At 66.4% G+C, this 22,758-nt stretch carries 26 protein-coding genes; 17 read left to right on the forward strand and 9 right to left on the reverse strand.

Annotation, left to right across the window (positions count from 1 at the left end; translation table 11 throughout):
* Positions 1-174 precede the first annotated feature (174 nt).
* A complete protein-coding gene (locus DFR74_RS33560; protein WP_054811656.1) occupies positions 175-945 on the forward strand; it encodes an MmyB family transcriptional regulator in 771 nt (256 codons plus the stop codon).
* Between the two features lie 109 nt (positions 946-1,054).
* Here the strand turns inward: DFR74_RS33560 and DFR74_RS33565 are convergent, their stop codons facing one another.
* On the reverse strand, positions 1,055-1,939 hold the full coding sequence (locus DFR74_RS33565) for a phosphotransferase enzyme family protein (RefSeq protein ID WP_054811657.1): 885 nt from the start codon (positions 1,937-1,939) through the stop codon (positions 1,055-1,057).
* Entirely contained in the window at positions 1,936-3,219 is a 1,284-nt protein-coding gene (locus DFR74_RS33570) for a helix-turn-helix domain-containing protein (protein WP_104362240.1), read from the reverse strand. Before DFR74_RS33570 ends, DFR74_RS33565 begins: the two co-directional genes overlap by 4 nt.
* A 325-nt stretch (positions 3,220-3,544) precedes the next feature.
* On the opposite strand from DFR74_RS33570, the gene DFR74_RS33575 reads away from it, so the two are divergent.
* From DFR74_RS33575 to DFR74_RS33625, 11 genes are all read left to right on the forward strand, one after another.
* A complete protein-coding gene (locus DFR74_RS33575) occupies positions 3,545-3,760 on the forward strand; it encodes a hypothetical protein (protein WP_054811658.1) in 216 nt (71 codons plus the stop codon).
* Between the two features lie 312 nt (positions 3,761-4,072).
* Entirely contained in the window at positions 4,073-4,273 is a 201-nt protein-coding gene (locus DFR74_RS33580; protein WP_054811659.1) for a hypothetical protein, read from the forward strand.
* Positions 4,270-4,752 carry a hypothetical protein gene (locus DFR74_RS33585; protein WP_054811660.1) on the forward strand — a complete coding sequence of 161 codons (483 nt, stop codon included), beginning with the start codon at positions 4,270-4,272 and terminating at the stop codon, positions 4,750-4,752. The genes DFR74_RS33580 and DFR74_RS33585 overlap by 4 nt, the downstream gene beginning before the upstream one ends.
* A gap of 386 nt (positions 4,753-5,138) precedes the next feature.
* A complete protein-coding gene (locus DFR74_RS33590; RefSeq protein WP_054811662.1) occupies positions 5,139-5,660 on the forward strand; it encodes a hypothetical protein in 522 nt (173 codons plus the stop codon).
* Between the two features lie 202 nt (positions 5,661-5,862).
* Entirely contained in the window at positions 5,863-6,474 is a 612-nt protein-coding gene (locus DFR74_RS33595; protein WP_054811663.1) for a DUF5753 domain-containing protein, read from the forward strand.
* A 110-nt stretch (positions 6,475-6,584) separates the two neighbouring features.
* Positions 6,585-7,376, forward strand: coding sequence for an SAM-dependent methyltransferase (locus tag DFR74_RS33600; protein WP_054811664.1), 792 nt, complete (start codon positions 6,585-6,587; stop codon positions 7,374-7,376).
* 12 nt (positions 7,377-7,388) lie between these two features.
* Positions 7,389-7,652 carry a hypothetical protein gene (locus DFR74_RS33605; RefSeq protein ID WP_054811665.1) on the forward strand — a complete coding sequence of 88 codons (264 nt, stop codon included), beginning with the start codon at positions 7,389-7,391 and terminating at the stop codon, positions 7,650-7,652.
* 113 nt (positions 7,653-7,765) lie between these two features.
* Entirely contained in the window at positions 7,766-9,070 is a 1,305-nt protein-coding gene (locus DFR74_RS33610) for a phosphomethylpyrimidine synthase ThiC (protein WP_054811666.1), read from the forward strand.
* A gap of 2 nt (positions 9,071-9,072) precedes the next feature.
* A complete protein-coding gene (locus tag DFR74_RS33615) occupies positions 9,073-10,122 on the forward strand; it encodes a nucleotidyltransferase domain-containing protein (RefSeq protein WP_054811667.1) in 1,050 nt (349 codons plus the stop codon).
* On the forward strand, positions 10,119-11,114 hold the full coding sequence (gene galE, locus DFR74_RS33620) for a UDP-glucose 4-epimerase GalE (RefSeq protein WP_054811668.1): 996 nt from the start codon (positions 10,119-10,121) through the stop codon (positions 11,112-11,114). The genes DFR74_RS33615 and galE overlap by 4 nt, the downstream gene beginning before the upstream one ends.
* 84 nt (positions 11,115-11,198) lie before the next feature.
* A complete protein-coding gene (locus DFR74_RS33625; protein ID WP_325051003.1) occupies positions 11,199-11,510 on the forward strand; it encodes a GNAT family N-acetyltransferase in 312 nt (103 codons plus the stop codon).
* Between the two features lie 121 nt (positions 11,511-11,631).
* Here DFR74_RS33625 and DFR74_RS33630 read toward each other — a convergent pair whose 3' ends face one another.
* Positions 11,632-12,153, reverse strand: a complete 522-nt coding sequence (locus tag DFR74_RS33630) for a DUF2269 domain-containing protein (RefSeq protein WP_084538107.1) — start codon at positions 12,151-12,153, stop codon at positions 11,632-11,634.
* Complete coding sequence (locus tag DFR74_RS33635; protein WP_082392791.1) at positions 12,147-12,338, reverse strand: hypothetical protein; 192 nt, start codon at positions 12,336-12,338, stop codon at positions 12,147-12,149. Before DFR74_RS33635 ends, DFR74_RS33630 begins: the two co-directional genes overlap by 7 nt.
* A 97-nt stretch (positions 12,339-12,435) precedes the next feature.
* Between DFR74_RS33635 and DFR74_RS33640 the strand changes: the two genes are divergently transcribed.
* Positions 12,436-13,014, forward strand: a complete 579-nt coding sequence (locus DFR74_RS33640; RefSeq protein ID WP_054811670.1) for a TetR/AcrR family transcriptional regulator — start codon at positions 12,436-12,438, stop codon at positions 13,012-13,014.
* 307 nt (positions 13,015-13,321) lie between these two features.
* The gene (locus tag DFR74_RS33645; protein WP_082392782.1) at positions 13,322-13,942 is read left to right on the forward strand and encodes a DUF305 domain-containing protein; all 621 of its coding nucleotides are present in this window, start codon (positions 13,322-13,324) and stop codon (positions 13,940-13,942) included.
* A gap of 48 nt (positions 13,943-13,990) precedes the next feature.
* Here the strand turns inward: DFR74_RS33645 and DFR74_RS36415 are convergent, their stop codons facing one another.
* The 3 genes from DFR74_RS36415 to DFR74_RS33660 all read right to left on the reverse strand — a co-directional run bounded on the left by DFR74_RS36415 (position 13,991) and on the right by DFR74_RS33660 (position 15,991).
* Positions 13,991-14,149: a hypothetical protein gene (locus tag DFR74_RS36415; protein ID WP_156370593.1), complete on the reverse strand. Its 159-nt coding sequence runs from the start codon at positions 14,147-14,149 to the stop codon at positions 13,991-13,993.
* Between the two features lie 114 nt (positions 14,150-14,263).
* Complete coding sequence (locus DFR74_RS33655) at positions 14,264-15,631, reverse strand: MFS transporter (protein WP_054811671.1); 1,368 nt, start codon at positions 15,629-15,631, stop codon at positions 14,264-14,266.
* A 138-nt stretch (positions 15,632-15,769) separates the two neighbouring features.
* Complete coding sequence (locus tag DFR74_RS33660; RefSeq protein ID WP_054811672.1) at positions 15,770-15,991, reverse strand: heavy-metal-associated domain-containing protein; 222 nt, start codon at positions 15,989-15,991, stop codon at positions 15,770-15,772.
* 251 nt (positions 15,992-16,242) lie between these two features.
* On the opposite strand from DFR74_RS33660, the gene DFR74_RS33665 reads away from it, so the two are divergent.
* On the forward strand, positions 16,243-17,226 hold the full coding sequence (locus tag DFR74_RS33665; RefSeq protein WP_146088985.1) for a hypothetical protein: 984 nt from the start codon (positions 16,243-16,245) through the stop codon (positions 17,224-17,226).
* Positions 17,227-17,409: 183 nt separating this feature from the next.
* Here the strand turns inward: DFR74_RS33665 and DFR74_RS33670 are convergent, their stop codons facing one another.
* Positions 17,410-17,814 carry a four-helix bundle copper-binding protein gene (locus tag DFR74_RS33670; RefSeq protein WP_054811674.1) on the reverse strand — a complete coding sequence of 135 codons (405 nt, stop codon included), beginning with the start codon at positions 17,812-17,814 and terminating at the stop codon, positions 17,410-17,412.
* A gap of 271 nt (positions 17,815-18,085) precedes the next feature.
* On the opposite strand from DFR74_RS33670, the gene serA reads away from it, so the two are divergent.
* Together serA and DFR74_RS33680 are read left to right on the forward strand one after the other, a co-directional pair.
* Complete coding sequence (serA, locus tag DFR74_RS33675; protein WP_054811675.1) at positions 18,086-19,684, forward strand: phosphoglycerate dehydrogenase; 1,599 nt, start codon at positions 18,086-18,088, stop codon at positions 19,682-19,684.
* A 242-nt stretch (positions 19,685-19,926) separates the two neighbouring features.
* Positions 19,927-20,406: a hypothetical protein gene (locus DFR74_RS33680; protein WP_067513555.1), complete on the forward strand. Its 480-nt coding sequence runs from the start codon at positions 19,927-19,929 to the stop codon at positions 20,404-20,406.
* Positions 20,407-20,484: 78 nt separating this feature from the next.
* Here the strand turns inward: DFR74_RS33680 and DFR74_RS33685 are convergent, their stop codons facing one another.
* Positions 20,485-22,734 (reverse strand): heavy metal translocating P-type ATPase, encoded by a 2,250-nt coding sequence (locus DFR74_RS33685; RefSeq protein ID WP_054811677.1) that lies wholly within the window; start codon positions 22,732-22,734, stop codon positions 20,485-20,487.
* Between the last annotated feature and the right edge of the window lie 24 nt (positions 22,735-22,758).

Genomic DNA, 22,758 nt, shown 5'->3' on the forward strand with positions numbered 1-22,758 from the left:
AACAGGAGGACACCACCCCCGCAGAACTCACCGCCTGACCGAACAACCGATCACGCGGTGACCAACTCCGTTACACCACACCCCAGGACTTGACCCACCGACAGCCACCGGCACCGTGTGCTGCGCTCGCCGTCGACATCGTCCTCATCCCGCCGCAGAAGCGAGACCACTGACATGTCCCTCGCGCTCTCCGGGATGCCCGACTTCCACGACACCCTGGAATTCCTGCGCCACAAGCGCCAGCTATCCCGCGAATCCACCGCCAACAAAGCAGGATTCGGCATCTCCCGCCTCAACCAGATCATCCAGACCCGCACCAAACCAGGCCCCAAGGTCCAGACGGGCCTGTTCGCCTTCTTCGACGACCTCACCCTCGACCAACAGCGACACCTGCAAGAACTGCTGCACCCCGCCGCCGAGCTACCACCGATCACCGGCCTACGCCAGTACCTCACCAACGACGGCGTCCACCACCACCTCGACTACCTCGACCGATGCGAGGTCATGGGCGCCTACCTCGACCCACTCCAAAACGTCCTGCACGCCAACAAAGTCTTCTACCGGATCATGCCCGGCCTCGATGACGCCGACCACAACATCGTGCGATGGATGTTCACACCCACCGCCCACGACCTCATCGAGGACTGGCACGAACACCTGCCCTACAACATCCGCAACCTACGCACCGCGCTCGGCCGCTACCGCGACTCACCCCGAGCACAAGCACTGTTCCGGACACTGCGCGACAACCCCGGGTTTCGGCAAGCATGGGACACCACACCCCTGCAGGTCAGCTACAACTGGCACCGCGCGATCCCACTCCGTCTCCACCCACCCGGCAACGCGCACCCGATCCAGCTGAACCTCGAAATCGACCAGTACGGAGCATGTTTCGAGATCCTGTCCGTCCATGGCCTCTACAACACCAACGCCATCGCCTGCTGAGGTTCACCTCGACCGTTCCAACAAACCGACACCGCCGGTGAGGCCCCTCGGTTCTGGGCCCCGCCGCGCGGTGGGACATGTTCGTTTGCAATCTCGCGGCGTGTCCGTGTTAGGCGATCGGGTGCCATCCCGACCACGGTCGTGGGCCATAGGTGCCGCGTAGGCAGTCAACTCGATGTTGCGCTTGGGCAGCGTGGTTCGGCTTCGTTCCTGCTGCTTGGGCCGCCATACAGGTCATCCGCAGCTCGCGAATGTCTCTCAACAGTGAGAAGCCCTCCCAAGTCGTGACGTCGTGGCCGTATGCGTCACAGAAGGCACGGTAGCGTTCGGCCGAGATCCAGCCGAAGGAGCTTTGTTTGATCGCGGTGGAGACGAGGTCCCATTCGGGCGGGCCGACCGAGGCTCGCTCCAGGTCGAGGAACGTGGTCACCCCGGCCTCGGTGGTGACCACGTTGCCTTCCCAGGCGTCGCCATGGATCGGCGACCATGGCATGCCCGTCGGCAACCTTTCCCAACCTGCGCGCAGGTCCGCGAGCCGCTGGTACAGCCACCGCCGATCTGCGTGACTCAGCGATGACGCGCTGTCGATGCGCTGCTCGAGCCGGACGAACGGTTGGACTTCGGGTAGGAATGGCGGCGCGGCCAGCTGGTGCAAGGCGCGCAAAGCCCTCCCGATCTCGCGCTCGCTGCCGTTGTGGTGGGGCGGCAACTCTTTCCACAGCGTCACCGGGCGCGAGTCGATCACCGCGAAGTCGGCGCGAGTGCCCATCGGCTGCACAGCCGAAATATGCTGTTCTCGAAGCCATTCCGCGATTTCCACCTCGCGGCGTGCAGCTTCGGTCTGGCCCGCCCGCGCGACGCGGATGACCGTGTGTTGATCAGGTACTCGGAATATCGCGTTCTCAGCGAGTTTGATCGGGACCATCCCGGCTGGGTCGATGCCAGCTGCGGTGCAGGCTGTGCGGGCGATGCGTTCGACCTGCGAGCTGTTCATGTGGTGGTGGTGGCGGGCGTCGGTATCTGGACTTTTGCGCGGTGGGCGTAGCGGCGGAGTTCGGCGATGTCCTCGTTCGCGCGCTGGGACTTGAGGTCACGTGCTCGACCGAGGGCTTGGTTTGCGATGGTGGTTGCCTCGGCCGGGTCACCGGTGGCCATGACCAGTGACGCGAGTTTGATCGTAGACATCGTCCGGGACCGTGCGGCGGTGTCGGCGTGGCCGTCGACGGCTGCGGTCAGCCGGTCGCGTGCCTCACCGACGAAGCTGCCGTGCACGGCGATGTCGAACAGGGCGTGGCCGGTATCGCCCGCGTGCTGCGCACTGTCGTAGTAGCGCATCCACGCCGGATCGTTGCCGGGCACGCACCGGCTGAAGTCGCGGTCGGCGTTGGCGACGGAGGTCAGCGTTGCGGGAACGTCGCCCAGCTTCGCGTGCACCCGTGCTTCGGTGGTGTGCAGCATCGCGCGTTCGGTAGCGGTGAGCTTGTCTGCCTCGGTGAACGCCCTGCGGACGTATCCGAGTCCGTCGTGGTTGCGGCCGGTCCAGATCGCATGGCGTGCCATCGAGGACAGGATCTTCGCTCGCAGGTTCACCGCCCCGGACTCTTCGGCGCAGTCGAGGGCCAGGGCGAACATCGAGTTCGCGTCGTCATGTGCGCAGGCGTCGAAGGCCATGAACGCCGCCGTGTGCGCGAGTGACCCGACAGCCATCTGCAGGGCCGCGCGGTCGCGCGCGGAACAGTTGGCTTTCAGGTAGGCGACCGCTACGCGTAGTTGCGCGACAACGACATCGCGGACTAGGCCGCCGCCATAGGTGGCGTCCCACCGGGCGAATAGCTGGGCGGCTTCGTGAATCTGTTTGATCTCCACTGCGCCCACTCGCGTCGGGTTGACGGTGGTGCGGGCTTGGCTGAGCATCTGGGTGAGGCGGTCCGGTGACACGATGACCGTCGCAGCGGTAGCTGCGGCCACACGCAGGAATCCTTGTCGGTCCACGGGCTCCACGGTAGCGACGTTCGGCAGCTTGAACCACAGCAGATCTGGCGGGATGCGCAGGACAGTTGCCCACCTGACCAGCTTGGAGAGTGTCTCGGGTGCTGGGCCGTTCTCGATTCGGCTCAGCTGGGCCTGGCTCAGGTCCAGCCACTGTGCTACCTGGATCTGGCTCAGTGGTTGCCCGTGGGCGGGGTGATTGCGGTACTCCTCGATGACCGCGCCCATATGCCAGTTCGCCAGTGCCTCGCGCAGCGGGCCGTGAGCCCAGAACTCGGCCGGCATCTCGGGCGGTCCGTCCGCCGAGGCGATGGGCGAGCAGTTGCCACACCACGGGCCGATGTTGAACCGGCTTAACGCACTTCCGCACGTAGCGCATGTGCGCCCATTTCCGGCTGTTTCCGCCATCGCTTCGCTCCCGTCGCTCCGACCCCACACAACGCGAATATTTCGACGCTATCACCAGCACACGCGGCTGGTATGCGTCCGGCGTATATCGGTTATGCCTTGTGCGCGTTGCCCATAACCGCATGGTGGAGCGACTGTCAGTTCGTCCGCATCCCCCACCGACACGGACTCCGTGACTACTGGCAGCCGACCGAGGTGACTAATGACAACCGCCCTCGAAAAAGATGTGTTCGCCCTCCTCCAGCCCGGAGGACCACTGACCGTCGAGACGATCGCGTATGACCTGAGTGTGCCGCCGTGGACCGTCGCGCGGGCGTTGGATGCTCTGCGCCACAACGGCGATGTGTTCCGCAACCGGCGCGCGCAATGGCAGGTTTCGGCGGACAAGCGCCGCCCGGCTCGACAGGCGAGCCGATGAGCCGCCTCACTCTGCCCGGCCCGAGGACTCCACTGTCACGGAAGGAACTACGCACCGCTCTGGAGATAGTGGTTGGAGGCTGTCGGCGCACGGGTGTGGTCACTGTTGCCGTGAACTCGGTCAAGCAAGCTTCATCCCGCTGTTGGACGGAAACTCCTACGGTACGCCAACGCTACGCCAACACTGTGCGGTTACTTCCGATACCGGTGGCGGGCCACGATTTTCACCAGGAACCCAGTCCGGGGGAAGCCGAGGCACAACCGCCCGATCCCGCTTCCCTCCACGTCGGAAACGCCATCAGGGAGGCCGCGCATGAACGGCAGCAACGAGCCGAACGCACCGCAGCCCGCGGTGAGGCAGGCCGAGCCGGGCGAGTCGGCCGGCGCCCTCGCCGGGACAGAGATCCCTCACGCAATCGACTGCTCGCTGCCGACGCTCGTCCAGCATTTCGCCGCGATGAAGACCGCCGGATGGTTGACCGGTGTGACCGAGCCCTCCGGAGAGTTGCAATGACACCGATCTACACGCGGATGCACCCGTTCACCGAGTCGCCCCGCAGCCGGTCCGAGTTCTACCGTCGTATTTGCTCGCTGCCGACCGTGGTCGACCCGCAGACAGGGCGGATCACGATGACGGCGGGATCTCTCGTCGCGGCGGTGATGATGCCGACCGGACTGGCACAACAGGTCAAGAACAGCCTCGACATGCGAGGCGTCACTCCGTTGTCGATCATCGGCCACCCCCGCGCAGGGATGTGGACCTTCCTCGTGCGAGCCGACATGCAGCCCATCGCCGATCCCAGTGTCATCGCGCAGCTGTGGCACGCCCGGGTGGTGGTCATCCGCGACGGAGACATCGCCCTACCCTCCCCGGTCCCGGACTCACAGGTGATCCGTACCTGGATCTCCCCGGCTACCAGCACCTTCCGCCCTTCCGGGGAAGTGGTGATCGAATGCGCCCGAGCACTCCTACCCCGGTCGGCGCGGCAATGACGCCCGCGAGCCGACGGTCACCGCGCCCCGACGAACCCGACGTCCGACTCTCGGTGCTGATTTCCAGCGTCCGAATGGAATTCGCCGCCTGTGTGACCGCCGCGCTGGTGTTCGTCTGCGACGTGGCCGCACACCGCCCCGGAACCGTAGCCGTCTCCCCCTGCCGGTGCACCGGACTGCCCCGGCTGCCGAATGAGCGGCTCTACCTCCAGCCCTGACCCATCCCGTCACGGCCCCCGACCACCTGAATGGCCTCCGGCACGTGAACCGGCGAGAAACCACGACCCCTCCCGGTCCGGGCCCGTGCCGAGGCGGCCCCGGAGTTGCTTCCCGGCGACTCCCGGGCCACCCTCCGAACCCTCTCGAGCCAAGGAACTCCCAGCACCATGTATGCCAAGTTCGACACCACCACCACGCCTCGCTCACACCGCCGCCAATGGATCGCGGCGAGCGTGCTCGGCACCCTCGCCGCGCTGACCACCATCGCGATCGTGACCGCACCCGAGGGCTCCGCGGGCTCGCGCACCGTCACTTGCGCGCAGGTCACCTCCCCTTCGGGAGTGGTAACCGGGTTCGGACCGGGTGACACGTCCAGCGGCCCGGGCGCGATCCTGGGGTTCAACTACGCCTACTACGTGCAACGCTCCGCCAAGCAGGCACGCCAGTTCCTCGCCTCCGACGCCCTCGTCGGTCCTGGTGACCGGTTGCAGGCCGGGATCGACGCCGTCCCGGCTGGCACCCATCACTGCGTCACGATCTCACCGCTGGTCCGCGTAGGTGATGCGGACCTGTGGGCGGTCACCGTAACCGAATACCACCCCGGCAGTGAGCCGTTCGCGCCGCGCCAGATCATCACCACCCGAACCCTCGGCGCGGCGACGCTGATCAGTTCCATCGCCCGCGCCTGACACAACTCGGACCACCTGAATACCTCGGACCAGCATCGCGCGGCCAGCTCGCTGGCCGGTGGGTCCGAGGGTGGGGAACCGCTCCCGGAGGCCGTCTCGACACCCCCGCGCCTCCGGGAGCGCTCCCCCACACCCAGCGACCACACCCGGTGGATACCCACCGGATACCCGAACTTCTGAAAAGTGAATGAAAGGTTAGATCATGTCTTACTCCAGCTGGTACGAGGCGACCGACAACGCGGGCCTGGAAACGTTGCAGCGCAGCCTGATCGACATCGAGGCCGACACCAAATACCAGCGCAGCTACAGCCCCGAGATCCTGCCCGGCCTGGTGCAGACACTCGCCTACGCCCGCGCGATCCTGTCCAAGTGCACCGCCGTGCTCGGCCTGCCTGACGACAGCGAGGCGACCGCGGCGGTGCGGATGCAGCGCCAGGCCGTGCTCGACGGACCCGGGCACAGCTTCCACATGCTCATCGGCGAAGCCGCGTTGCGGCGCACGGTCGGCGACCACGCGGTGATGGCGGCCCAGATCCGCCAGCTCGGCGACATCCTCACCAGCCGCGACAACGTCGAGATCGGCATCATCCCGCTCGACGCCGAATTCATCGGCCAGGCCGACAACTTCGTCATCCACGACGAATCGGGAGTCGCGATCGAGACCGTGACCGGTTCGGTCGAAACCAGCGGCGCCGACGAGATCGCCCTCGCGGTACGCACCTTCGACCTGCTCGCCGGCCAAGCCCGCTACGGCGAGCACGCCCGAGCCCTGCTCGATCGCGCGTTGGCCGAACACGTCGGCCCCGGCATCTGAACCACCTGACCCGCTGCCGGGCCCGACCCGCCCTTGCTAGGCCGCATCCCTCGTCACGGCCGAGAGCGGTCGGGGCCCGGCAGCCCCTCTAACCACTGGAGTTGTTCGATATGGCGGATCACGAGGTCGCGCTGCGACACGACATACCCAGCAGTGCGCGTGTCGCCAATGTGCTGCTCGGCGGTAAGGACAACTACGAGATCGACCGCATCGTCGCAGCCGACGTGAGCAAAAGGTTCGTCGTCGCGCTACGCGAGGGGCGACGGTTCCTGCTGCGTGCTGTGGAATACCTCAGCCGCGAACACGCCGTGCACCAGTACGTCGAACTCGGGTGCGGCATCGCGCTCCCTCCCGACGTCGGTGACGCCGCCACACACCGCGGCGAGTCCGCTCGCGTCCTCTACCTCGACCACGATGTCTTGGTCGCCGCTCACGCTCACGCCCTACTCGCGCACAGCCCGAACCGGCGCTTCGCCCTGGCCGACATCACCGACACTTGCGCCGTCCTCGATCAGATCGCTGGGCTTTTCGACCTCGGTCAACCACTCGCGATCTGCTTGTCCGGCACCGCCGAACTGTTGCCCGACGCCCCGGCGATGCTGATGGAGCTGACCTCCGCGTTGCCACCGGGCTGCTGGATCATCTTCAGCCACATCACCGATGACGTGTTCGGCGAGGACATCCGCGAGTCGGCGGCCCATCTCGCGTTCCACGCCATCCCGTACCGGCCACGCGACCACGCGACCGTGGCCGACATGCTCGCCCCGTACCGGCTGCTGTCGCCTGGCCTCGTCGCACCCCATCGGTGGCGGCCCGAATTCGGCAGCCGCGTGGGTCAGGGATTTCACCCCGTCGAGTGGGAGCTTAGCGCCTATGCCGCCGTGGGTCATCTCCCGGGATGAAGGAGTCGAACAATGGCGCAACGATTCTCGCGAATGCACCGCAGCGGATTCACCCGGGCTCAGGTAGCAGCGGTCTGGGCGTTGGCCACCGGCCCGAAGACCGCCCGCCAGATCGCAGGTGGGCGCGTGGTGGGACCGGTCACCATCACGCTGCGCTGGCTAGCTACCAACGCCTACGCCACGGCAACCGACGATGCCGACACCCCCCGCGCAGACACGGTCTACACCCTCACCGACCAAGGCCACGCCGCCCACCATCGCATCACCAAGCCTTAACAACCTGCCGACTCTGGCCGCGCCCCGGCGGCGCACGCCGCTCGGGACCGGAAACCGGCCCAGGTTTCCGACAGCTGATTCCCCAAATGTTCTCTTGTGAAAGGTGATTCACCATGATCGATTCGACTGACCCTCAGTTCGTCGCTACCTGTACCCGCGAGGGCATCGACGTCGAGGAGGCCGCTGCTGCGGTCGCCAACGGCACGATGGTGTTCTTGCGGTCCAACGACTCCCGCGCCCAGGACGGCTACAGCCCGATCCTCGTCGGTGCCGGGACACGCCGGAAGGTGACCGCGCTGATCGGTCTCGGCCCGCGCGACACCGACCGCGCCGCGATCGTCGACAGCATGGCGGTGATCAACGCCGCCGGACCCGACGCCGTCATCGACCTGACCACCAACCCCGAAGGCATTGCGCTGCGCCGCGAACTCAAGGACGTCGTGGGCGTGCCGCTGGGGTGCTGCCTGACCTATGACCTGTTCGCCCAGCCCCGCAACAAGCTCGGCTGCGCAGAGTTCCTCGAGCGCTTCGAACTCGGCCTCGACTCCGGGGTGGATTTCGTGCTGATCCACGCCGGAATCAACCCCGAGTTGGCGCGGCTGAGTGAGAAATCGGACCGGATCATGCCGACGACCTCGCGCGGCGGTGGGCTGATCGCCCGCTACATGCGCATGCACAACACCGAATCCCCACTGCACGAGCATTTCGACGGGATTCTCGAAATCTGCCGCCGCCGTGGAGTCGTGCTCGACCTGGGCGACATCTTCCGCCCCGGCGCAACCGCCGACGCCGGAGACGAACTGAAATGGCGGGAGATCGAACTGCTCGCCGGACTGCGCAAGCGTGCCCTCGACGCCGGTGTGCAGGTGCTGTGTGAGACCGGCGGACACATCCCGCTGCACCGCATTCCCGAACTCATCCCCGCCTACAAACAAGCACTCGGAGGCGCGCCCTTGTGGCTGGCCGGGCCGATGGTCATCGACAACGCGGTCACCCTGGACTCGATCGTCAACACGATCGGCGTCGCCACCGCGGGTGCGCACGGCGGCGACATGTTCGCCTCCATCACCCAGGTCGAGCACTACCTGATGCCGACCGGAATCGACACCGCCGAAGCGGTACGCAACGTCAAAGTCGCCATCACCGCCTTGGAACTCGGCCGAGGAAACACCACCGAAACCGCACGCCAGCGCGCCATCTCGGTGGCACGGCGAGCCAACGACTGGGAAGTCCAAGCCACCCACGCCCTCTACCCAGGACTGGCCACCAACGCCTTCATCAACGCCGGACTCAAAACCGGCGCACCCTGCACGATCTGCGGATCACTGTGCCCACACCTGACCGCGAAGAAGGACCACGAAGAAACCCCAGTCGCCGCCAGCGCTTTCCCGCTTCCACTCACGATCGCGGAGGATTGACCATGACCACCACAGCGGATACCAGCCGGATCGCCACCCTCGCGGACACAATCACCCGGCGGCTGCCAGACGCCCAAGATCTCGCCGCGGCCGCACACAGAATCGCCGACGATCTGGTCGCCCTCGGACGCCTGGTCCCGAGCGACGACTGGTTGATCCTGGGCGGGTCGATGGCCCGCGGCGAGCCCACCTGGATCCACCACCACGGTGGCCGAGTGCTCATCAGCGACGTCGATCTGCTCTACGTCCACTCCGGGCCCGAACCCGCAACACCACTCGACCAACTACGGGCGATGGCCGAAAGGTGCTTTCCCGCAGTCGACATCATGGTGCTGCCCGAACACCGATACCGCCTCCTGCGCACCTCGCTGGGCTACGACTTCAAAAACCTCGGACTCGACCTGGCAGGCCACGGACTGCCCAAACACACTTCTGTGCGGCTCGATGACCGCGACGCCTACGAGATCCTGCTGTACTACGTGCAAGCCCACTACTGGCACGACCTCAACACCAAATGGCTCGCTGGTTACGACACGACGCAATTCCACCTGCTCGTCAACCGCCTCTGCATCAAAGTGCTACGCGCCACCGCCATGCTGGACGGTGCCTACTCCCACCACGACTTCGCCAACATGGCCCCACACCTGTCCGAACAAATGCGCGCCGAGCTGCGATGGCGCACCAACCCCACACAACCACCGCTGGACCCCGGCAGATTCTGGCACTACCTGCACGACGCGTTCCGCCGCTTCGACTACGTCTTCGGCGGCCCGCGCCCCGACGCCGTGCGGCTGAGCCGCTACGCGGTCACCAGCAGCGGCCAAATCATCGCCCGCCACCACCGCATCGCCCACGACCTCGCCCGCCAAGTCGCCGCAGCCTGGGTAGCGAAACCGCACCCCGGTGAACTCGCTACGGTGGAAGCCGCGATCTGGTCGCGCGTCACCGGCTGGACCGGGACCAAACCCGCACCCGGTCCCTCGGCCTACTTCGCCGCGCACCAACGAGAAATTCATGACCACCTCCTCGCGATGAAAGTGCAGACCACATGAAGATCCTCGTCACCGGTGGCGCTGGGTACGTCGGTGCCACCGTGACCCGGCTCCTGCTCGACGCCGGGCACCACGTCGAGGTCGTCGATGATCTCTCCCGCAACGACGACCAGCAGATCCCCGCCGAAGCAACGTTCCACCAGTTGCGCGTGCACGACATCGCCCAAGTACTCACCCCAGACGCGGGCTTCGAAGCCGTGCTCCACTTCGCCGGGCTCATCGCGGCCGGCGAGTCCATGGCTCACCCGCAATGGCACTGGGACAACAACACCGCCGCGTCACTGGCTCTACTGGACGCGATCCAACAGGCCGAGGTGCCTCGTCTGGTGTTCTCCTCCACCGCCGCCGTCTACGGCGAACCCGACCAAGTCCCCATCCTCGAAACTACCGTGACCAACCCGGTCAACACCTACGGCGACACCAAACTGGCCGTCGACAAAGCGATCGCCTCGATCACCCGCGCCAGCGCGCTCGGCGCGATCAGCCTGCGCTACTTCAACGTCGCAGGCGCACACACCTGCCCAGACGGAACGATGATCGGCGAACGCCACACCCCCGAAACCCATCTGATCCCCCTCGCACTCGACGCCGCCGCAGGACTACGCGACAAATTTTCACTGTTCGGCGATGACTACCCGACGCCGGACGGCACCTGCGTCCGCGACTACATCCACGTCACCGACCTCGCCCAAGCCCACCTGCTCGCACTCGACGCCATCCAGCCCGGCGAGCACCGGATCTACAACCTGGGCAACGGCATCGGGTTCTCCAACCACCAGGTTCTCGACGCCATACGGAAAGTCACCGGTGCGGCCTTCGAGACCGAGATAGCTACCCGTCGCCCTGGAGACCCGGCTGTCCTCTACGCCTCGTCCGACCTCGCACAAAGCGAACTCGGCTGGCGACCCACGCGCCCCGACATCATCGAAATCGTGGCCGACGCATGGAAATTCCATCAGCGCTTCACTGGCCGACAGTCGGCGGCGGGCTAGACGAAGACACTCGCAGCGCTGGACCGTCTACCGCTGCTGTCCGCCACCGCGGCGACTCTGGCTCGCGATGTCCTGGCAGCGGTCATCGATACCCCTTCGACGCGGCTGCACACCGCGCGTCTCGGGGGAACGATCGTCAGTGCGCTGACTCTGGTCATATACACGATTCCCACCGGACTGCGAGCGCGCATCGAAGATGTCGTTGTTGACCAAGCCGCGCGAGGGCACGGCATCGGACGAGACCTGACCAACGTCGCGCTCGCCATCGCGAAGAACCACGGAGCACGCATGGTCGACCTCACTTCGACCCGAAGAGGTCCGCCGCGAACCAGCTCTACCAACCAGCGGTTCGGATTCGCCCCACGCGAGTCCACGACCTACCGCTTGACTCTCTGACCGCACCGACTTGGAACCCGCGCCCACCCGAAGAGTTCCAGGCCATCCGACAGCGCCTCGCCGCCGGGATCACGCCGGCTGATCAAGGCAACTACGCGGGCACCGTGGAACCTGGGCAGAATCATCGCCCGACTCGTCCTTCTGCTGCGGCCTGCCGAATACGTAGCCCGAACGGTGTGAGGCCGCGGGGCTTGAAGACCGCCAGGATCATCGCAGCAGCCAGAACGATAGACGCGGCTGCACCGTGGACAATAAAAGTCGGCGCCCGCAATTCGAGCAGAGTCGAGTCGGGGCGCGAGGCGACAGCCGCATAGTGGTCGACCGTACTGGTGTAGAGGATCAAGATCGCCGTTGCGACCACGTTGAGCACGAGTTTGAACAGCACCCAGTAATGGCGGATGAGACCCCATGGTGTCCCCAGGGATTGAACGATCCCCGTCACCAGTGAGCCCACTGACAGCGGCACCAGTACCCACCACGCCAGTGGTCGGGCGACGAGGTCGATCGCACGCACCAGCTGCACGTCGGAACTGGTGATCCCGACGACGGCCAAGGCCAGGAAAGAGAGGACCGCGCCGAGCCAGCCGACCGAGATGCTGACGTGCACGGTGAGGGCGAGTTTGCGCCCGCGCGGGCTCAGCATCGCACGAGCTGAGCGCTGGCTGGCGCCGCAGCCGACTGACTGTGCCGCCCTGGCCCGTGCTGGCCGCCGCTGATGAGCAGTCCGATGACGAGCACCGCCACCAAGAACGCGACGACGACTCCGGTCACTTTCACCCAGCGGGGCGTATTCGGGCCGTGGGGGCGTTGCGGGGAGTTGTTTGTCATCTGGAGTCCTTCGGTCAGCGCATCATAGTTTTGCAAGACAGTATGTCTCTATCAATTACGATCTGTCTATGCCCATGGCAGGCTGTATCCTGGTTGGGTGCCGAAGCTGTGGAGCGAGACGATCGACACGCACCGCCGCACGGTGCGCGACTCGATCCTCGACACTGCCGCGCGGTTGGCGATCGAGCACGGGGTCGCCTCGATGACGATGTCGGGGATCGCCGAGCAGGCCGGGATCGGGCGGGCGACGCTGTACAAGTACTTCCCCGATGTAAGCGCGATCCTTGCCGCCTGGCACGAGCGCCAAGTCGGTCACCACCTGGAGCAACTGGTGGCGGTGAGTGATACAGAATCCGATCCGTCCCGACGACTGGATGCCCTGTTGGGCGCCTATGCGCGGATTCTTCGCGAGTCCAGGCACCGTCACGACAGCGATCTCGGCGCGATGGTGCACCACAGCGGCCCGCACGTCGACCACGCCGAACAACGACTTCGCCAGTTGGTGACCGAGGCGGTGGCCGCCGCCGCGGCGACCGGGACGGTGAGGACGGATACCCCTGCCGATGAGCTGGCAATCTATTGCCTACATGCGTTGGATGCCGCCGTCGCGGCATCATCCGACGCTGCGGTAGCCCGGCTGATCACAGTGATCCGGGCTGGATTGGGACCCGCCTGAACATCCGCCGAGCAGCAGCAGGCGCGGCGAATATTTCCAGCGGTCGAGGGTAGTCGCGCCTTGTGGGGGTGTGCGCGAGGAGGTGAACAGTGATGCCCGGGATGTGCATGCAGATGATGAACATGCTGCGCGACATGTGGAACATGATGTTCCCGTCCATGCCGATGTGAACGACGCCAAAAGGGTTAGGCTGTGCTGCACTGTCCGTCGGGAGCCACCGATATCTGCGCGGCCCTGCGTGGGTCCCGCGCGGGCCGCTGGTTTGTGTTTCGACGAGAAGATCATGTCCCACTCCTGAGGAGTTCACATGTCTCGACGTTCCATCATCGCTCGAAGGCTCGTTCCGTGTATCGGGTTGGTCGCCCTGGTCGTTGCCGGCTGCGGGAATGACGACGATTCGGCACCGGTCCACCATTCCTCAACGACAACCGCCGTCTCGACGAGTGCGGCTACCGGCACCGCTCCGGCGGGTACCTTCAATGACGCCGACGTAACGTTTCTGCAGATGATGTACCCGCATCACGAGCAGGCCGTGCAGATGGCCGAGCTGGTCCCTTCACGCTCGCAGGATCAGCAGGTCATCGACCTCGCTGCCGGGATCAAGGCAGCTCAGCAACCTGAAATGACCCAGATTCAATCGCTGCTGGCCAGCGCCGGGAAGCCGGATCCCGCCGGTGGCGCGATGAATCACGACATGCCCGGAATGATGTCGCCGGAGCAGATGTCCTCGCTCGAGGCGATGTCGGGGCCGGAGTTCGACAAGATGTGGTTGCAGATGATGATCGACCATCACCGCGGGGCGGTGGAGATGGCGCAAACCGAGATCGCCTCCGGAACCAACTCTCAGGCCAAACAAATGGCAGAGACCATCGTGGCCACACAGCAGCAAGAGATCACGCAGATGGAAACTCTGCTGGGACAAAAGTAGGCATTCTTCGGCCCCTCGACGCCCTGTGGCCTGCGCCGCCCTGTGGCTCTACGGGCCGGTGGATTCGAAGCGGCGCTGAGGCTTGACAGGCTGGCCCGCGAGCGCGACGCGGAGGGCTTCGGCGCCGCAAGCCAGAACGCAGGCCGCGGCGGTTCGGGTGGCGGGATGGCGGGCGACCCGCAGGATCACCGCTGTGAAGGTGTGCATCGTTACCTCGTCTTTCAGGAGAGGGTGGGGCCGCACTTGGTTGTGCGGCCCCACCCTCTTTCTCGATCACATGCTCAGAGCCCTCGTATGCGAGGTAATTGAATCCGCTTTCGGCTATCCGACGAGGACGGGTTCACGTGCTTCGCGGGGCCAGCGTCGGTGTGCGTCGTCGATGACGAACGGGTGGGTGTGCTGGTAGATGCGGTCGCTGATGCGGATCGCGTCGGCCAGCCTGGCGGGGTCGATGGTGCCGACCTCGTGCAGGTGGGTGATCTCGGCGGGTTCGTTGCGTGGCCAGTTCCGTACCGCGACGGTGGCGCCGAGCCCTGCCAGGCCGATCAGCACCACCCAGGTGGTGGTGAATCCGGCGGCGCTGGTCAGCCATCCCGCGATCGGGTAGGTGATCAGCCAGGCCAGGTGCGACAGCGAGAACTGGGCGGCGAACAGTGCCGCGCGATCGGCCGGCTGCGAGGAGCGCCGCAGGATCGCGCCGGTCGGGGTGAGCACGCCGGCGGTGCCGGCGCCGATGAGTGCCCATACCGCGCTCGCGGCGGCCCACCGCCACTGGCCGGCGTCGGCGGTCGAGAGGGCGATGGCCGACCCGAGCCCGAGGATCAGGGTCGCGGCGCCGGCCAGCATCACTGGGCGGGCACCGGTGCGGTCGAGGACTCGCGGCAGCGACAGCGCGATGATCATCGTTCCGAAGCCGTTGGCGGCCAACAGCATCGCGACGCCGGTCTGTGATCCGCCGAGGGTGTCGCGGACGTAGTTGACGGTATTGACCATGATCACCGAGCCTGCCGCGGCGACGACCAGGTTCAGCCCCAGCAGCCCGCGCAGCCGTGGTGTGGCGGCGAATATCCGCATGCCCACTGCGATCCGCTTCGCGAAGCTGCCCTGGGTCGTTGCTCCGGCGTCAGGGATGCGGGTCGAGACCACCAGGGCCGCCGAGACGGCGAAGCCGATGGCGGTGCCGACGAACAGCCAGTGGAAGCTGATCAGGGTCAACGCGGCCGCGGCCAGCATGGGGCTGAGCAGCGTTTCCATGGTCGCGGCGAGCTGAGCGGCCGACAGCGCGCGGGTGTAGTCACGTTCGTCGGGCAGGATGTCGGGAATCACGGCCTGGTAGGTCGGAGTGAACGCGGCCGAGGCGGTTTGCAGGATCGCGATCAGGACATAGATCTGCCAGATCTGGTCGATGAAGGGCAACGCCAGCACGACGCCCCCGCGAATCATGTTGAGCGCGACCAGGAACAGCCTTCGCGGGAAACGGTCGGCATAGGCGGCCACGATCGGGGCAACGGTGACGTAGACGAGCATCTTGATCGTCAGTGCGGTGCCGAGCACCGCGCCGGCGTCGGCGCCGGCGAGTTCGTAGGCGAGCAGTCCGAGCGCGACGGTGGTCAAGCCGGTACCGAACAGCGCGGTCATCTGCGCGGTGAACAACCGCAGGTAGTCGCGGTGGGCGAACAACGAGGTCATCGGGGGTGTCCTTCTGGTCCTGTGTCGGTGCGGGGCACCAGGTCTAGCTGAGGGTGGCGACCGTCATGGGACGCTGCGGGCCCCCGATTCCCGGTCGTCGTGTCACGCCGTGGGCGGGGACACGACGACCGGCCGGGGTCAGCTCTGGACGAGTTCGTAGCCGAGGTTTTCGACGGTGGCCTGGATCAGTGCGGCGTCTGCGGCGCTGGCGCCGGTGACGGTGACCGCGCCGCTGGTCAGATCGATGCCGACGTCGTCGATGCCAGAGAGCTTTTCGAGTCCGGCGCTGACCTTGCCGACGCAGCTGCCACAGGACATGCCCGAAACGACGTAGGTGCTCGTGGTGGTTGTGGTGCTCATGGCCGGGTCTCCTTGTGTGGCGTTGCTTTCCGAGGAGAGACGCTACGACATCATCTCGTGAATGTAAACCCCTAGGGGGTATAGGTATCGAGCCATTTACCCATATACCTAGCGGGGGTATATTGGTGACGTGGGTCACCGGGACTCGCATCGAATCGGAAAGGGGCCTGGCCGTGGTGAAAACACAAGGGAGTGATCGCGCCGGCATCGAGGCGCGAACCGCTGACAGCACCCGAGGCGAGGACCTCGCCATGGCCGCCACGAGCGTCTGGATCGTCTTGGCCGTACACCTGGACGGGCGTGCGCACTACCTGGATTTACCGGACTCGTTCTTCACCTGGTGGCATCTGCTGTTGTATTCCGGCGTCGGCGCAGCGGCTGCCCTGCTGTTGACGATGGGCGTGCGGCGCCGTAGAACAGGTCGATCGCTGATGTCGGCGGCGGTGTCGATGCCGCGGGGGTACGGTGGGTCGCTGGCCGGGGTCGGCGTCTTCGCCGCCGCCGGGCTCGCGGACATGGCGTGGCATCTGAGGTTCGGGGTCGAATCCGGGCTCGACGCGTTGGTCAGCCCGACTCACCTACTCCTGTTCACCGGGGCCGTTCTGCTGTTCTCCGGCCCGCTGCGCGCGACCCAGATCAAACAGCCCTCAGCACCGTTGTGGGCCGTGCCCGCGGTCATCGCCGCGACTGCCATCACCGCGATCGTCGGCTTTGCCCTCAGCTATGTCTCCGCGTTCACCACCGACGCACCACTGCGCGCAGTCGGCGACTTCCCCGAGGGCACCCCGGCGCACTACGCCACCGAGATCCCGGCCCAGGCCGGACTCGGCGCCTATCTGATCACTACCGCGCTGGTCGTGGTCCCGGTTGCGCTGCTGCTGAAGCGGCGGCGATTGCCCGTCGGTGCGATCACAGCCTTCGTCACTGCATTGGCCATCCTCGCCCAGACCGTGCAGAACTTCACCCGCCCCTCGGTCGTGGTGGCCGCCGTCGTTGCCGGGCTGGTCATCGAAGGGCTCGTCGCGGTAGGCACAGCCTGGATGCCCCGGGTGCCGACAGTGGCGGTTGTCGCGGCCGCGCTGCCGACGATGCTGTGGTCGGCGCAGTTCGCGGCCTTGCAGCTCGGCCCGGGAGTCGCGTGGTCGGCAGAACTCGCCACCGGGACGGTAGTGCTGTCCGCTTTGATGTCGGTGGCGATCATCTCTGCTCTACCCGAAAGGCGTGAGGGAACCTAAGCCTGCGGAGGAGAGATCCCGGCGCGCTCAACGGGCAAAGCCGACCGTTTCTACGACTTTCCTACGTAGCATCGCTCTCGGGTGCCCGCAATCGACGTGAACATGATTCATTTCCGCATATCCAGCGCCGTCGTGGCCGCGCCGGATATGCGGCTCGACTGCCCGGGCGCGCCGAGTCGGCGTTCAGCCGAGGGCTGCGATCAATTCCCTGCACGCCGTTTCACAGCGTCGGCATGTCTGCGCGCAGACCCGGCAGTGTTCGTGGGCGGTATGGCGTTCGCATTCATCCGCGCAGCTCGCGCACGCGGTCGCACAGGCTTCGAGAACCGCTCGGGTCAAGTTCGCGTCGTAGCCGGTGTGACGCGACAACACTCTTCCTGTGGTGTCACAGATGTCGGCGCAGTCGAGATCGGATCTGATGCACTTGACCATTTCGGCCACGCTCGGCTCGCTCAAGCAGGCATCCGCGCACGCGGTGCAGGCCTGTGCGCATTCGAAACATCGTTCGATGCACGTGGCAAGTACATTCCGGTCGACCTGGCCGAGATCGGCCGGATACGAGTCGAGCAGTTCAGCGACGGTACCCATGAGTTTCCTCCTCGACGAAAAGTTCCAGCTGGTCGTCGGTGCATTACCCGGCCACCGGGGGGCGAAACCGCAGCGAACCGGCGGACTCGACCGGCCACGGGGCGATCGTCTCGCGGGTTGCGGGAGCCGGCACCCAGCAGGCCATGGCGCGCGCCACACCTCGGATCGGTTGCTCCACACCGAGCCGATATCTACTGTCTAACTACGTAGATATTCGTAGTCCGTTCGACACGAACTCATCGTCGAACCCAGCACAGAGGAGTACCCCACAGTGAGCCAAGCAGGCCGTCCTGTAGTTCTGATCGCCGACAAGCTCGCCCAGTCGACCGTCGACGCGCTCGGTGACGGTGTCGAGGTTCGCTGGGTCGACGGCCCCGACCGCCCGGCCCTGCTCGCCGCGGTCCCCGAGGCCGACGCGCTGCTCGTGCGCTCCGCCACCACCGTCGACGCCGAGGTGCTCGAGGCGGGCAAGAAGCTCCAGATCGTCGCCCGTGCCGGCGTCGGCCTCGACAACGTCGACGTGCCCGCCGCCACCGAGCGTGGCGTGATGGTCGTCAACGCCCCGACCTCCAACATCCACACCGCCGCCGAGCACGCCGTCACCCTGCTGCTCGCCGCCGCCCGCCAGATCCCGGCCGCCGACGCGACCCTGCGCGAGAAGACCTGGAAGCGCAGCAAGTTCAACGGTGTCGAGATCCTCGGCAAGACCGTCGGCGTCATCGGCCTCGGCCGCATCGGCCAGCTGTTCGCGCAGCGCCTCGCCGCCTTCGAGACCAAGATCGTCGCCTACGACCCCTACACCTCGCCCGCGCGTGCCGCCCAGCTCGGCATCGAGCTGCTGAGCCTGGAGGAGGTGCTCGAGCGCGCCGACTTCATCTCCATCCACCTGCCCAAGACGCCCGAGACCAAGGGCATGCTCAACGCCGAGACCCTGGCCAAGACCAAGCCGGGCGTCATCATCGTCAACGCCGCGCGCGGTGGCCTGATCGACGAGCAGGCGCTGGCCGACGCGATCAAGTCCGGCCACGTGCGGGCCGCCGGTCTGGACGTGTTCGAGACCGAGCCGTGCACCGACAGCCCGCTGTTCGAGCTGCCCGAGGTCGTCGTGACCCCGCACCTGGGCGCCTCCACCGCCGAGGCCCAGGACCGCGCGGGCACCGATGTCGCCAAGTCGGTGCTGCTGGCGCTGGCCGGTGAGTTCGTGCCGGGTGCGGTGAACGTCACCGGTGGCGCGGTCAACGATGTCGTCGCGCCGTGGCTCGACGTCGTCCGCAAGCAGGGCGCGCTGCTCGGCGCCATCGCCAACGAGCTGCCCGTCAGCGTCGAGGTGCAGGTGCGCGGCGAGCTCGCCTCGCAGGACGTGGCCGTGCTGGAGCTGTCCGCGCTGCGCGGCGTGTTCTCGGCGCTGGTCGAGGACCAGGTCACCTTCGTCAACGCCCCGGCGCTGGCCAAGGAGCGCGGCATCACCGCGGAGGTCACCACCGCCACCGAGAGCCCGAACCACCGCAGCGTCGTCGACCTGCGCGCCGTGTTCGGCGACGGCTCGACCCTGAACGTGGCCGGCACGCTGACCGAGCCCAACCTGGTCGAGAAGATCGTCAACATCAACGGCCGCAACTACGACATGCGCGCCGAGGGCCTGAACCTGGCCGTGCTGAACTACAGCGACAAGCCGGGCGCGCTGGGCAAGATCGGCACCAAGCTGGGCGAGGCCGAGATCGACATCCTGGCCGCGCAGCTGAGCCAGGACGTGGACGCCGAGGGCGCCACCGTGGTGCTGCGCGTCAACCGCGAGGTGCCCGCCGAGGTGCAGACCGCGATCGCCGAGGCCGTCGGCGCCGCCAAGGTCGTCCTGGTCGACCTGGCCTGATCACACCGACAATCCAGCACTCCTCGAAGTGACGCGCCCGGCGACAAAGCCTTCACCGCAACTACGGACACGAAGCGTAGCGTGACGCGCAGTTCCGCATCCCCAGCGACCGGTCCCCGTTGCACACAATGGGGACAGGTCGGTGACGATACCGGCACGACGTGTCAGGGGCAGAGGGTCGCGTGAACGCCTGGATGCCGGGTATGCGGCTCGCAGGGAACACTGACTGAGGAGGCATACCAATGATTGCTCAGCTCACTCGACTCGCCGCATCCGCGGCCCTGGCGTCCGCAGCGATAGCCGCGAGTGCTGGAGCGGCCGCCGCTGACCCAGGCTCGGTATCGATCGACGGCAATATGCAGGTGGTGGGCATGAACGTGCTCCACATCGACGCCCAAGGCACCGGCGATGGACCGGCGACGGGCACCTATGTCGCGAGCGGCCGGTTGGGGAATATGCCGCTACCGGTACGCGTGACCGGCCCGGTGACCTGTCTGACGATCAACGGAAACACCGTCTCGCTGATCTATCCGATCACGACTGCCGAACCGGTCATGATGTTCGCACCGGACTCGATGGCCATCCAGATCACTGTCACCAAGGGCGTCAACGGGGAACCGAGCCGGATCGGCTACGGAGTCCCGATGCCGACGAACAGCTTCCGGGGATGCCAACCGGGCCCGACGCCATTGATCTTCGACGGGACAATCGACATCAACTGATTGCGTATATCGCGGCCCGACAGCCACGCCAGCTCGCTGCGCAGCGAGCTGGCGTGGCGTCAGGGCGGCATTCGCCCGTCAGCTGTTGCTGGAGCGGAAGCCTCGCAAACGCAGACTGTTGCTGACCACGAACACCGACGAGAACGCCATCGCCGCACCGGCGAGCATGGGGTTGAGCAGACCTGCCATCGCCAGCGGCAAGGCGGCAACGTTGTAGGCGAACGCCCAGAACAGGTTGCCCTTGATGGTGCCGAGCGTCTGGCGCGACAACCGGATCGCGTCCGCCGCGGCCCGCAGATCGCCTCGGACCAGAGTCAGGTCACTGGCCTCGATCGCCACGTCGGTGCCGGTGCCCATGGCCAGGCCGAGGTCGGCCTGGGCCAGAGCCGCCGCGTCGTTGACGCCGTCGCCGACCATCGCGACGACCTTGCCCTGGGCTTGCAGCTTCGTGATGACATCGACCTTCTCGCGCGGCAGCACCTCCGCAATCACCTCCTCGATGCCGACCTCCTCGCCGATGGCCCGCGCCGCGGCCGCGTTGTCGCCGGTCAGCAAGATCGGTGTCAGCCCCAGCGCACGCAGTTGGGTTATCGCGTCGGCGGAGGTCGGTTTCACGGTATCGGCGACGACCAGGACACCGCGCGCCTTCCCGTCCCAGGCCGCCGCGACGGCCGTTTTCCCCTCGGATTCGGCGACGGCCATGACTCGTTCCAAGTCCGAGTCCATGCTTTGCGCTCGCTGCGCCAGCATTCGGCGACGCCCGACGACAACCCTGCGGTCAGCGACTACGCCCTCCACACCCAGGCCCTCGACGTTGGCAAAGCCCTGTACTGGCGCGAGGTCGCCGAGCTTGTCCCGGGCGGCCTTGGCGATCGCCTGCGCGATCGGGTGCTCGGAGGAATCCTCGAGCGCTCCGGCCAGCTCCAGGATCTGCAACTCGTCCTCGCCGTCGGCGGCATACACCTTGAGCAGGCTCATCTTGCCGGTGGTGACGGTCCCGGTCTTGTCCAGCACCACGGTGTCGACCCGCCGGGTCGATTCCAGCACCTCCGGGCCCTTGATCAGGACACCCATCTGCGCGCCGCGACCGGTACCGACCATCAGCGCGGTGGGCGTGGCCAGGCCTAGTGCGCAGGGGCAGGCGATGATCAGCACGGCGACCGCGGCGGTGAAGGCCGCGGCGACAGAGCCTCCGGTGCCGAGCCAGAACCCCAGGGTCGCCACCGACAGGGCGATCACGATGGGGACGAAGATGCCGGAGATCTTGTCGGCCAGCCGCTGCGCCTGGGCCTTGCCGTTCTGAGCTTCCTCCACCAGCTTGGCCATCTGGGCCAGCTGGGTGTCAGAGCCGACACGGCTGGTACGCACCACGATCCGGCCGCCGACATTGACGGTGGCGCCGACCACCGCGTCGTCGACGCTGACCTCGACGGGCACCGATTCCCCGGTCAGCATCGATGCGTCGACCGCGGAGGAGCCTTCCACGACGACGCCGTCGGAGGCGATCTTCTCACCGGAGCGCACGACGAACAAGTCGCCCACGGCGAGTTGCTCGGCCGGTATGCGCTGTTCCTTGCCGTCGCGCAGCACCGATACGTCTTTGGCGCCCAGTTCCAGCAACGCTCGCAGCGCGGCACCGGCCTGCCGCTTGGATCGGGCCTCGAAGTAGCGGCCGGCGAGGATGAAGGTGGTGACTCCGGCCGCCACCTCGAGATAGATGTTCCCGGCCCCACCTTCGCGGGCGATGGTCAGTTCGAACGGGTGCGTCATGCCCGGCATACCCGCAGTACCCCAGAACAGTGCGTATAGCGACCAGCCGAGCGCGGCGAGCGTGCCGATGGAGATGAGGGTGTCCATCGTGGCGGTGGCGTGGCGCAAGTTGGTCCAGGCCGCTCTGTGGAAGGGCAAGGCACCCCAGATCACCACCGGCGCGGCCAGTGTCAGCGACAGCCACTGCCAGTTGGTGAACTGCAGTGCCGGAATCATCGCCATCGCGATCACCGGCACCGTCAGGACCAGCGAGATGAGCAGACGCTCGCGCAGTGAGGCCGTGGGATCGTCGCCTTCGGGTGCTGACGCGTCCGGTTTCCCGGCCTTCGAGATCGGGAGCGCGGCGGTGTAACCGGCTTCCTCGACCGTGGCGACCAGGTCCTCGGGCGTGAGGTCGCCGGAGTATTCCACGCGCGCCTTCTCCGTGGCGTAGTTGACCGTGGCGGTGACCCCGTCGAGCTTGTTCAGTTTCTTCTCGATGCGATTGGCGCACGACGCGCAGGTCATGCCACCGATCGCCAACTCGATCCGGGTGGACGGTTGCGTCGTGGTGCCCATCGCAGGCTCCGTTCCGTACTGGGA

The sequence above is a fragment of the Nocardia puris genome, assembly GCF_003315035.1.
Lineage (GTDB): Bacteria > Actinomycetota > Actinomycetes > Mycobacteriales > Mycobacteriaceae > Nocardia > Nocardia puris.